Below are 11,313 nucleotides of genomic sequence, written 5' to 3' on the forward strand. Positions count from 1 at the left end.
CTTGAGCTCGCGCTGGCTCGTGGTGAGCTCGAGGTTCTTGGTCGCCGCGTCCTCGACCGGCACGTCGCTCGCGTGGGTGCCGAAGGCGTGGGCGACGTCCTTGGTCCAGGAGAAGTAGTGGTGCAACGGGTAGGTCTCGTCGACGCCCATGCCTCCGTGGAGGTGGTGGCAGATGTGGAGCACCCGGGGCGCCTCGGTGGTCGCCCAGTAGGCGGCCACCGCCAGGTCGTCGTCGGCGTCGAGGCCGCTCGAGACGCGCCAGGCGGCGTTCTCGGCGGCGAGGTCGAGCGTGCGGGCGCCGATGTAGATGTCGGCCGCCTGCATCGCCACGGCCTGGAACTCCGCCAGGGTGCGCCCGAACTGCGTGCGCTGCTTGATGTACGACGCCGTCAGGTCGCGGGCGCCCGCGACCACGCCGGCGACGGTCAAGGCCAGACCGGCCGTGGCCAGGTGCACCAGGCGCTCGGCGGCGCCGTCCTGCAGCAGCTCGGCGGGAGCACCCTCGAGCACCACGGTGTGCGTGGTCAGGCGGGCCGAGGAGGTCGACTCGAGCAGGGTGACCCCGGGACCGGTCGGGTCGACGAGGACCGCCACGACGTCGTCCCCGTGCCGAGCGGTGACGAGCAGTCGGCGGGCCTGGTCGGCGAAGGTGACGGCGATCTTGCGTCCGGAGACGGTGCCGTCGTCGTAGGTGGTGGCCAGGTCGGAGGCCGACTCGGCGAGGCCACGACCCACCTCGCGCAGGGCCGGGGTGAGCAGCACGTCGCCACTGGCCACGCCGGGCAGCAGGGCCTCGCGCTGGGAGTCGGTGCCGTGGGCGGCCAGGGTCAGCACCCCGCAGCACAGGGTCTCCCAGACCGGGAGGTGCAGGGCCCGAGCGCCGGTCTCGCGCAGCAGCACGCCGACCTCGGGCAGGCCGAGTCCCTCGCCACCGTGAGCCTCGGGCACGGGGAGAGCGAGCAGTCCGGCAGCCGCGAGCGCCTTCCAGTCGGCGTCGCGGTCCAGCGCCTCACGGGCGACGCTGCGCACCGCGTCGAGGGCCTCGATCGACTCGGGGTCGGTCAGGGTGAATCCATCCACTGCCACAGCTCGCTCCTCGGTCCTGTCGTCCCATGCGTTCGCGAAACTGTAACCTGTTCTAGTCCGAGGCGGCCATGCCCTCCAGGGTGACGAGCAAGGGAACGGCAGAGCAGATGAGCAACCTCTCCCCACTGAAGATGATGCGCAACCGGGTCTACCTCCCGTTCGTGCAGATCCCCGAGGGACGCCTCGTCGAGCTGCCCGGGCGCGGGACGACGTACGTCACCGACACGCCGGGGCCCGATGCGCACTCCCCCACGATCGTGCTGCTCCACGCCCTGGGCTGCACCGGCCTGCTCACCTGGTTTCCTGCCATCGGCGCGTTGGCGCGCCGCTTCCGGGTCGTGACGCTGGACCAGCGTTGGCACGGCCAGGGCATCACCGACCAGGAGTTCTCCCTCTACGACTGCGCGGACGACGTCGCCGCACTCATCGATGAGCTCGGCCTCGAGGACGTGATCGTGGCGGGCTACTCGATGGGCGGAGTCGTCGCCCAGCGGGTCTGGCGCCAGCACCCGGACAGGATCCAGGGGCTCGTGCTGTGCTCGACCACCGACAAGTTCCAGCTCAGCCTGGTCGAGCGTGGCTTCTTCACCGGGATGGGCACCACGATGCTCGGGCTGCGTGGCCTGTCGCGCTCAGCCACCGTGACGCGGGCCGCCCGCGCGGCCGCAGCCGCCGCCGACCTGACGCCCAACGACATGGGCGAGTGGGCGTTGGCGGAGTTCAGGTCGACCAGCCCCTGGGCCGTGGGCCAGGCCCTGGCCGCGCTCGGGCGTCACCACTCCCGCCCGTGGTTGGGGCGCATCGACGTGCCCACCGCCGTGGTCGTGACGACGCGCGACCGGGTCATCCCGGCAGCCCGCCAGCACGCCCTGGCCCGCGCGATCGCGGGGGCCACGGTGCACGAGGTCGACTCCGGCCACGCCGCGTGCGTGATGGAGTCGGAGAAGTTCGTGCCGGCCCTGCTCGAGGCGGTCGCCACCGTCAATGCCCGGCGCCGCGACTTCCACCGCGACTGAACGCGCTCCCTGCTCCTCGACTACTTCTCGGTCGTCCGCGCACGCGGCTTCTTGGCGCGGGTGCTCCGGGCGCTGCTGATCTGAGTCGCAGTGGCCTCGAGCGCCGTGACGGCGTCGCGCAGGCGCGCGAGCTCCTCGGGGAACCGACGTACGAGCGCCTCGGCGTCCGGCATCGACTCACGGCACGCGATCACGCCGACGTGCAGCTCGCCGTTGTTGGACATGACCGTGACGTTCAGCCCCGACCCGTGGAACACCGGGCCGAGCGGGTAGAGCGCCGTGATCTGACCGCCCATGAAGAACAGCGGGATCGGCGGTCCGGGCACGTTGGAGATGACGAGGTTCTGCACGACGGGGTGCTTCTCGGCCAGCCTCAGCCCGGCGTAGGCGCGCACGGCGAGGCCGAAGGTCCGCGGGGCTGCGAACTCGGCCCAGTCCTGCAGTGAGTCGGCGCTGATCGCCTGGTGGTGCTCCTTGGCGTTGCGGTTGTCGTGCGACATCTGCTGGAGCCGCTCGAGGGGGTCCTCGATGTCGGTGCCGAGCTTGGTGAACAGCGAGGAGACCTTGTTGGCACCCTTGGCGCGGCGCGAGAGCTCGCGCACGCTCACCGGAACGCAGGCCACCAGCGACGTGGTCGGCAGCTCGCCCCGCTCCTCGAGGTAGGAGCGCAGCGCGCCGCCCGACACCGCGAGGACGACGTCGTTGACCGTCGTACCGGTGGCCGACTTGATCGAGCGGACGACCTCGAGGTCCATGTCGGTCAGCGCGATGCTGCGGTGCCCGGTGATCGTGCCGTTGAACGACGTGCGGGGCGCGGTGAGAGGGGCGGCCATGGCGGTGCCCTGACGCGCGCGGGAAACCGTGCGGGCGACGCCCTCGGCGGTGGGCCCGACGATCTTGGCCACCTGAACCGGCAGCGCCAGCTTGGTCACCAGCGCGCGACCGAAGAGCTCGCGCTTCCCCACGTCCCGACCGTGGGATCCCCCCGCCTCCAGGGCGAGCGGGGCCGACTCGGGGTCCAACGAGCACAGGTGCGAGATCAGGTTGGAGCCGGAGACGCCATCGACCGTCGCATGGTGCATCTTGGAGAAGATCGCAATCTTGCCGTCGTCGTAGCCCTCGATCACCCACATCTCCCACAGCGGCCGCGACCGGTCCAGCGGCAGGCCGGCGAGGTGGGAGGTGAGTGAGATGAGCTCCTTGTAGCCGCCCGGGCTGGGCAGCGCGAGGCGGTGCACGTGGCGCTCGATGTCGAACTGCTTGTCCTGCACCCAGATCGGGTGGTCGAGGCCCATCGGCACGCGACGCACCTTGCGCGTGAACGCCGCGACGTCGCGCACCTGCTCGTCGATGCCGGCGAGGACGGCGTCGAACGAGTAGCCCTGGGGCATCGTCGACGGATCGATGACGATGACCCCGCAGACATGCATCAGCTGGGCGGGGGTCTCGAGGTACAGGAAGCTCGCGTCGAGTCCGGACAACCGATCCATGTGCTCATCCTCAAAGTGGGGGGTGGCGCGTAGTGGAACACGTTTCAGCCTGTGAACGATTCGCGGCCGATCCGGTCACGCCCGGATCGTCGCCTAGATTCACGTCCATGGGATTTCGTCGACGCCAGCTCGTCGCTGCAGCACTCACCGCCAACGCGGTCCGACCGGTTCCCGGCCCCCGCACCGGCATCCCGTCGTTCTTCGCCGGCTGGTTGACCGGCGAGCTCGCACCGCACCTCCTCGCCGCGATCGCCACCGACACCACGCTCCAGGTGCGACCCGGCCGCCGTCCCGACCCGATCGGGCTCGCACTGGCGGCCGGCACCGCTGCGGGACTCGCCCACCTGATCGCCCAGAGTCGCCGCAGCGCTCACGTCGCCGAGGAGGCGCTGGCTGACGCGCTGGGCAGCGACTACCTCGATGCGCTCGATGCCCGCCCCACGCCGAAGGACCTCGCCACCCCCTGGCGCTCGCTGGTCCACCCGTTCCGCTCCCGGCCCGACGAGCGCATCGTCGTCGAGCGCGACATCGCCTACAACGCCAACGGCAAGCGGGGCTTCCTCGACATCTACCGGCCGGCCGGCGACGTGAGCGGAGCCCCGGTCCTCCTGCAGGTGCACGGCGGTGCCTGGACGATCGGCACCAAGGAGCAGCAGGGTCTGCCCCTGATGCGTCACCTCGCAGCCAAGGGCTGGATCTGCGTGGCCATCAACTACCGCCTCGCGCCGAAACACGCCTTCCCCGCCCACATCGTCGACGTCAAGCAGGCCATCGCCTGGATCCGCGAGCACATCGCGGCCTACGGCGGCGACCCGTCGTACCTGGCGATCACCGGCGGCTCCGCCGGCGGACACCTGTGCTCACTGGCGGCCCTCACCGCGGGTGACCCCGCCTGGCAGCCCGGCTTCGAGGACGCCGACACCTCGGTCCAGTGCGCCGTGCCCCACTACGGCGTCTACGACGTCGCCGGCCTCACCGACCTGCCCGGCGTCACCACGATGCGTGACGGCTTCCTGGGCCCCAAGGTCCTGCAGACGTCGTACGACGACGACCCGGCGGCGTTCGAGGCAGCCTCGCCGCTCGCCCGCATCACCGAGCAGGCCCCGGACTTCTTCGTCATCCACGGATCGGTCGACACCCTCATCGACGTCCGGCAGGCGCGCACCTTCGTCGACCGGCTGAAGGAGACGTCGTCCAAGAGCGTGGTGTATGCGGAGCTGCCGGGGGCGCAGCACGCGTTCGACACCTTTCCCTCGATCCGCTCGGCGCACATCGTGCGTGCGATCGACCGCTACCTGCACTGGCACTGGAACACCTGGCGCGCCGGCCTCGACCACCGCGACGAGCTGAGTGAGACCTCTCAGGCCTAGCTCTAGGAGGCGGAGTGAGCGCGGCGCTCGAGCTCGACGGCGAGACGCGTGACCCGGTCGAGGACCTCGTCGACACGCAGCGAGACCGCGAGGGTCGGGCTGTCGGACCCGTCAGCGGACGGCTCGGGCCGCAGCAGCCGTGAAGCCAGCCGGAGCGCCGTGAGCGCGTTGTTGAGCTCATGGGTGACGTCACCGGTGCCGAGAGCAGCGATCCTCAGGGCATCGGCGGCGTCCTCGCCGTCGGAGCCGGTCCGCGGAGGCGGTGCCGAGCCGCCCGAGCTCTCCTCGACCGACTCCTCCGCGATCCAACGGTAGCCAGAACCGCTGTCGGTGCGTAGAAAGCTGGGGTCGTTGGCGTCGTCGCCGAGCTTGGCCCGCAGCGTGCGGACGTGGGCGCGCAGCGCGGCGCGGGTCTCGTCGCCGTAGCCGTCGTCCCAGACCTCCTGGAGCAACCAGGTGTGCGTGAGCAGCCGACCGGGGTGGGAGACGAACACCTCGAGCAGGCGCCACTCCTTCGGCGTCAGCCGCACCTCTTCGCCCGACCGTTGCACGGTGTGTGCCGTCAGGTCGATGTCGAGTCCGGGGAAGGACATCAGGGGTGATCGGTGGTCGGCGGAGCTCTGGGCACGCCGCACGATCGCGCGCATCCGCGCGCTCAGCTCCTCGAGCCCGAACGGCTTCTGCAAGAAGTCGTCGGCACCGGCGTCGAGGGCGTCCACGCGACGGCCCTGGTCGCTGACTCCCGAGAGGATCAGGATCGGGACGGCGGTCCAGGTGCGCAGACGTCGTACGACGTCGACACCGTCCTGGTCGGGGAGCCGGAGGTCCAGCACCACCAGGTCGGGGTCGGTCAGCGCGACCTGCTCCATCCCGGAGGTGGCGTCGGCCGCGACCGTGCAGTCGAAGTCCTCACGCTGGAGGGCCGCAGACAGTGCTCGGGTGAGCTGGACGTCGTCATCCACCACGAGAACCCGGATCATGGAGTCGAGCATAGGGCAGCCGACTCCTCACATAATCTTCACACGGTCCGATCTCACACTCACGCGTATCTGACGCGCGACCGGGCAGAGTGAGCACTCCCGGCTACGGAAGAAGGGCCCCCTGTGAGCGACGTCCCCGTCGTCGACGTGCACGACCCGCGGCGCACGGCGCACGTGCGTGCCGGCGCGCTGGCTCTCGTGGCGATCTTCGGGCTCTGCGTCGGGGCTGTCGCCTTCGCCCCGGTGGGCTCTGGAGTCGCGTCGTGGTGGCCTGCGGCCGGCGCCGCCTCCGGGCTCCTCGTGCTCACCTCGCCGCGCTCGTGGCTCGGCTACGTGCCGGCCATCGCGGTGGTCACCGCGCTGGCCAACGTCGTCGGCGGCCGGGACGTCAGCGTCTCCCTGCTCTTCGGCCTCGTCAACGCCTCTGAGGCCCTGGCCGTCGCTGCGGTCCTCGGCGCCTTCCGCTCACGGCCCTGGCTCCGCACCAGCGAGGACTTCGGTCGTCTGCTGATGGCCGGCGTCACCGGTGCCGCGGTGGCCGGGGCTACCGCGGCTGCGGTGGTCGCCTGGATGCTCGACGGGCCGTTCTTCGTGGTCATGCTCGACGTGATGGCCTCCCACGGCGCTTCGCAGGTGCTCGTGCTGCCCCTGCTGCTCCTCCTCACCGACCCCGATTCGAGTCGCGCTCGCGGCTGGTCGCGTCCCGTTCGAGTCGGAACAGTCGTCGCCACGGTCTCTGCCTTCGCGCTGGTGCACTCCTTCGGCCAGGACCTCCCGATCGCCTTCGTGCCCTTCGTGTTCCTGGTGCTCGGAGCCCAGGTGCTGACGCTGCGCAACCAAGCCGTGGTCTCGGTCGGCGTCGGCGTGCTGGTGACCCTGCTGACGGCCCAGGGCGGCGGACCCTTTGCCTCCGCCGGCCTCTCCCCCGCGACCATGGGTGCCCTGGTGCAGCTCGACGTCGTGGTGATCGCCCTCTTGGCGCTGCCGCTCTCGATCGCGATCAACCAACGCGCCGTGGCCCTCGACCAGGCCCTGGCGAGCCGGGAGACCTACCGCCGTGGCCTGGCCGAGTCGATCATCGGCATGGTGATGGTGCGTCCGTCGGTCGACGGACTGGTCGTGCTCGACATCAACCCGCCGGCCGCCGAGCTGCTCCAGGTGCGGGCCGAGCAGCTCGTCGGCAAGACCTGGACCACCGGCCTGGGAGCGCACCGCACCGAGGTGGCGGAGGCGGTCGACCGGATGCTGGCCGGGGAGATCTTCGGGTGGGAGCGCGAGCTCTGGCTCGACACCCCGCAGTCGCGTTGTGTGCGACTCGCACTCTCCTGGGTCCCGGACACCTCCTCGGGCAACCTCATCGTCGCCCAGCTGGTCGACCTCACCGACGCCCGCCTGGCCAGCCAGGCCCTCGAGCGCGAGCGTGACTTCACCCAGGCGCTCCTCGCGGCCGCCACCGGCACCGCGATCGTCGCGTGCGACGTCGACGGCGCCGTGACCTACGCCAACCAGGGCGCGGCCCGGATGCTGGGGACCACCACCCGCGCCCTGTGCCGGCGTCGTCTCCTCACCGATCTCTACGACCCTGCGAGCCTGCGACGCCACGTGCTGGCCACCGACGCCCCCAGCGGCTTCGACGCTCTGGTCGAGCGTGCGCGCACGACGGGCCTCCCCGACCGCGGCGACTGGACCTGGCGCACCGACGACGGCCGCCCGGTGCGGGTCAACGTGCACCTGAGCCCGCTGCGCGAGGCCGACCGCACCGTCATCGGCTACCTGGCGGTGGCCGAGGACATCACGGCTCGTCAGAAGGAGCACGACCTGCTGCGCACCGCCCTCGAGCGGGAGCAGGAGGCCGTCTTCAGGCTCGAAGAGCTCGACCGTACGAAGTCGGAGTTCCTGGCGACCGTGAGCCACGAGCTGCGCACGCCATCACCAGCATCATCGGGTTCACCGACCTGCTCGCGCAGGGCGTGACCGGGCCGGTCAACGAGACCCAGACGCAGATGCTCGGCCGGGTCGATCGCGGCGCACGGCGCCTGATGAGTCTCATCGAGAACGTGCTCACCGCCTCGCGCGTGGAGTCCACCGGCACCCGCCGCCTCACCGATCCGGTCGACCTGACAGCCGTGGTCGAACGAGCGATCAGCGGGGTCGGTCACCTGCGCTGGGGTCGAGACCTCGACGTGGTCACCCACCTCCCGGTCGGCGAGATCATCGAGGTGATCGGCGACAGCGAGAGTCTCGAGCGCGTCGTGGAGAACCTGATCTCCAACGCCGTGAAGTTCACGCCCGACGGAGGCCTGGTGGAGGTGGTCGTGACCACCGATCCGGACCGCGACCACGTGGCGGTGCTCGAGGTGCGGGACAACGGGATCGGCATCAGTCCCGACGACCTGTCGCGCCTCTTCGAGCCGTTCTTCCGCAGTGCCTCCGCGGTCAAGTCAGCCGTGCAGGGCACCGGGCTGGGGCTGGGCATCGTGCGCAGCGTCGTCGAGGAGCACGGTGGCTCGGTCCACGTCGAGTCGTCGATCGCCACCGGGACGACCGTGCGCGTCGAGCTGCCGGGACTCAGCAGGCGCGACGTTCGAGCAACGACGTGATCGTCGCCAGGAGCGTGTCGGTGTCGAAGGGCTTGACCACGTAGTCGTTGGCCCCGGCGTCCAGACCTTCCTGGATGTGTTCCTGCTGCGAGCGAGCGCTCAGCAGGAGCACGGGCAGCTCGGCCGAACCAGGTCGCGAGCGGATCGCCCGGGTTGCACCCAGGCCGTCGATCTCGCCCGGCATCGCGACGTCGAGCAGCACCAGGTCGATCTCCGGGGACGCCTCGATCATCTCGAGAGCGGTCGCGCCGTCGCGGACCATCAGGGTGCTGTGGCCGGCCGCCATCAGGAGCATCTCGAGCAGGACGTGGACGTCCGGGTCGTCCTCGGCCACGAGTACCACTGCCATGCGATTCGACCTCCACTAGACGGGGCTCCCGACACGTACGCGCCCGCCCTCACCTCGAGGATAGCGGTCGCGCACCTCGGCTCGCGGCCCTATCTGCAAGCCGACTTCACACCTTCCTCACACGGCCGCGCACAGAGCACATGGTTCCCTCACGTCGCCCTGGAAGGGTCCTGGGAAGGAGGTACCACAGCCATGACTGAGCACCGAACGCTGCACAGCGTCACCGCCGCCGACCGCCTCACCGACGACCGCGAGGCGCTCGAGGGGATCTATCGCACCCTGATCGTCGATCGCATCGAGGAACGCGGCAAGGCCGGCTACCTCGAGGTCGGCCAGCGTGCCCTCGTGCTCGCCGACGAGCTGAGCAGCACCACCGTGACCGCTCGCGAGGTGGCCGACCTCCACGTGAGCGCCGTCAGGAACCTGACGCGCGGCAAGAGCCAGCAGCGCGCCGAAGCCGTCATCCTGGCGGCGCAGCTGGTGCTCATCGAAGTGTTGGGTCATCTCTCGGACCGGTACCGCGATCGCGCCCTGCGCGACCAGCACTCCGGCCTGGGATGAGCATCAGTCAGTCCCCTCGCGAGGCGCACGCGGGGGCCTCGGGGGGGACCTACCACTTCCGTCTCTTCATCGCGGGCGAGTCGCCGCGGTCATCACGCGCCATCAGCAACCTGACGCTGCTCTGCGAGCGCGCCATCCCGGACGCGCACAAGATCGAGGTCATCGACGTGCTCGAGCGGCCGGACCTCGCAGAAGCAGCCTCGGTGCTGGCCACCCCCATGGTGATGCGCATGCAGCCGCTGCCCCAGCGACGCGCGGTCGGGGACTTCAACGACCTCCCGCGCCTCGCCGCAGCCATCGACCTCCACGTTCCCGACTCCCGAGACGAGACCGCGCCATGACCGCCTTTGACCAGCCCCTCATCTCCGCCACGCCCGGCCGGCAGCCCGTCATCGTCAAGGTCCCGACGGGACACCCCGGACTCGACCAGATCCTGCGCGGCGGCATGCCCATGGGCCGCACGACCCTGGTCAGCGGCACCGCCGGCAGCGGCAAGACCATCTTCGCCTTGCAGTACCTCGTCGGCGGGATCCGCGACCACGACGAGTCCGCGGTCTTCGTCACCTGCGAGGAGACCCCCGACAGCATCCGTGAGAACGCCGAGTCCCTCGGCTTCGGCATCTCTGCTCACGAGGCCGACGGCACCTGGACCTTCGTCGACGCCACCTACGATCCCGGCATCGAGGAAGAGGTCGTCGGTGCCTTCGACTTCTCCGCCCTCATCGCGCGCATCAAGCACGCGGTCGAGACCACCGGCGCCACCCGGGTCGCCATCGACTCCCTCGGCGCCCTGATGACCCGGTACGACGACGCCCACATCGTGCGGCGCGAGATGCTCCGTGTGTCCAACGCGCTGCGCGCCATGAAGGTCACCTCGATCCTCACCAACGAGCGTGGCGCCGAGCACGGCGAGATCGGTCGCTTCGGCGTCGAGGAGTACGTGTGCGACAACGTGCTCGTGCTCCGCAACACCCTGGCCGAGGAGTCCCGTCGCCGCACCCTCGAGGTGCTCAAGATGCGCGGCGTCGACCACCTCACCGGTGAGTTCCCGGTGACCATCCTCGCGGGACAGGGCCTCGTGGTGCTCACGCTCGAGGGCACCGCCCTCGACGCGGAGTCCTCGATGACGCGGATCCACTCCGGTCTCGACGAGCTGGACGAGATGTGCGCCGGGGGCATGTTCCGCGACTCCGTGAGCCTGGTCTCGGGCGCCACCGGCACCGGCAAGACCCTGCTGGTGACCGAGTTCATCGACGGCGGCGCCAGCCGCGGCGAGCGCTCGCTGATCTTCTCCTTCGAGGAGAGCCGCGCCCAGCTGTTCCGCAACGCGGCCGGCTGGGGACGGGACTTCACCGCGCTGGAGAAGGAGGGCACCCTGCGGGTCGAGGCGATCTACCCGGAGATGCGCTCGCTCGAGGACCACCTCGTCGCCATCATGAACGCGGTCGACGAGTACCAGCCCACGCGGATCGCGATCGACAGCCTCAGTGCGCTGGAACGCATCTCCACCGAGCGCAGCTTCCGCGAGTTCCTCATCGGGCTCACCTCCTTCATCAAGCATCGTCAGATCGCGGCCCTGATGACGGCCACGGCACGCACGCTTCTCGGTGGGGAGTCGCTGACCGAGGCCCACATCTCCACGCTGACCGACATGATCATGCTGCTGCGCTACGTCGAGATGGGCGGCGAGATCCGTCGCGGCTTCGCCGTCCTCAAGCTGCGCGGCTCGACGCACGACAAGCGCATCCACGAGTTCACCGTCGACGAGACGGGGATGAACATCGGCGGGCCGTTCCGCGGAGTCACCGGGATCCTGTCCGGAGCCCCGCGCAGCGTCGCCGAGGCCAGCCCAGACCTGGAG

General features: G+C 70.3%; 11 protein-coding genes. 7 read left to right on the forward strand and 4 right to left on the reverse strand.

The features are described from left to right. The coding region (locus VOI19_RS05600) for an acyl-CoA dehydrogenase family protein (RefSeq protein ID WP_323791973.1) at positions 1 to 1,086 on the reverse strand (1,086 nt) is incomplete at its 3' end. A 107-nt stretch (positions 1,087 to 1,193) separates the two neighbouring features. Between VOI19_RS05600 and VOI19_RS05605 the strand changes: the two genes are divergently transcribed. Beyond that, positions 1,194 to 2,102, forward strand: coding sequence for an alpha/beta hydrolase (locus VOI19_RS05605; RefSeq protein ID WP_323791974.1), 909 nt, complete (start codon positions 1,194 to 1,196; stop codon positions 2,100 to 2,102). Between the two features lie 20 nt (positions 2,103 to 2,122). On the opposite strand, the gene VOI19_RS05610 is transcribed toward VOI19_RS05605, so the two are convergent. Further along, positions 2,123 to 3,592, reverse strand: coding sequence for a wax ester/triacylglycerol synthase family O-acyltransferase (locus tag VOI19_RS05610; RefSeq protein WP_323791975.1), 1,470 nt, complete (start codon positions 3,590 to 3,592; stop codon positions 2,123 to 2,125). Between the two features lie 107 nt (positions 3,593 to 3,699). Here VOI19_RS05610 and VOI19_RS05615 point away from each other — a divergent pair, with 107 nt between their 5' ends. Continuing rightward, positions 3,700 to 4,962 carry an alpha/beta hydrolase gene (locus VOI19_RS05615; protein WP_323791976.1) on the forward strand — a complete coding sequence of 421 codons (1,263 nt, stop codon included), beginning with the start codon at positions 3,700 to 3,702 and terminating at the stop codon, positions 4,960 to 4,962. 2 nt (positions 4,963 to 4,964) lie between these two features. On the opposite strand, the gene VOI19_RS05620 is transcribed toward VOI19_RS05615, so the two are convergent. Further along, a complete protein-coding gene (locus VOI19_RS05620) occupies positions 4,965 to 5,954 on the reverse strand; it encodes a response regulator transcription factor (RefSeq protein WP_323791977.1) in 990 nt (329 codons plus the stop codon). A 111-nt stretch (positions 5,955 to 6,065) separates the two neighbouring features. On the opposite strand from VOI19_RS05620, the gene VOI19_RS05625 reads away from it, so the two are divergent. Beyond that, entirely contained in the window at positions 6,066 to 7,916 is a 1,851-nt protein-coding gene (locus tag VOI19_RS05625) for a PAS domain-containing protein (protein ID WP_323791978.1), read from the forward strand. Continuing rightward, complete coding sequence (locus VOI19_RS05630) at positions 7,913 to 8,542, forward strand: HAMP domain-containing sensor histidine kinase (RefSeq protein WP_323791979.1); 630 nt, start codon at positions 7,913 to 7,915, stop codon at positions 8,540 to 8,542. Before VOI19_RS05625 ends, VOI19_RS05630 begins: the two co-directional genes overlap by 4 nt. On the opposite strand, the gene VOI19_RS05635 is transcribed toward VOI19_RS05630, so the two are convergent. After that, the gene (locus tag VOI19_RS05635; RefSeq protein WP_323791980.1) at positions 8,511 to 8,891 is read right to left on the reverse strand and encodes a response regulator; all 381 of its coding nucleotides are present in this window, start codon (positions 8,889 to 8,891) and stop codon (positions 8,511 to 8,513) included. The two genes, VOI19_RS05630 and VOI19_RS05635, sit on opposite strands and share 32 nt — an antisense overlap. Before the next feature lie 192 nt (positions 8,892 to 9,083). Here VOI19_RS05635 and VOI19_RS05640 point away from each other — a divergent pair, with 192 nt between their 5' ends. The 3 genes from VOI19_RS05640 to kaiC form a co-directional block, all read left to right on the forward strand. Beyond that, positions 9,084 to 9,452: a hypothetical protein gene (locus VOI19_RS05640; RefSeq protein ID WP_323791981.1), complete on the forward strand. Its 369-nt coding sequence runs from the start codon at positions 9,084 to 9,086 to the stop codon at positions 9,450 to 9,452. Further along, entirely contained in the window at positions 9,449 to 9,793 is a 345-nt protein-coding gene (locus tag VOI19_RS05645; RefSeq protein WP_323791982.1) for a circadian clock KaiB family protein, read from the forward strand. The genes VOI19_RS05640 and VOI19_RS05645 overlap by 4 nt, the downstream gene beginning before the upstream one ends. Continuing rightward, positions 9,790 to 11,313 (forward strand): circadian clock protein KaiC (gene kaiC / locus VOI19_RS05650; RefSeq protein ID WP_323791983.1); only part of this gene is annotated, 1,524 nt, incomplete at its 3' end. The genes VOI19_RS05645 and kaiC, both read left to right, overlap by 4 nt.

Origin of the sequence: Nocardioides sp. (genome assembly GCF_034670285.1) — a bacterium.
Taxonomy (GTDB): Bacteria; Actinomycetota; Actinomycetes; order Propionibacteriales; family Nocardioidaceae; genus Nocardioides.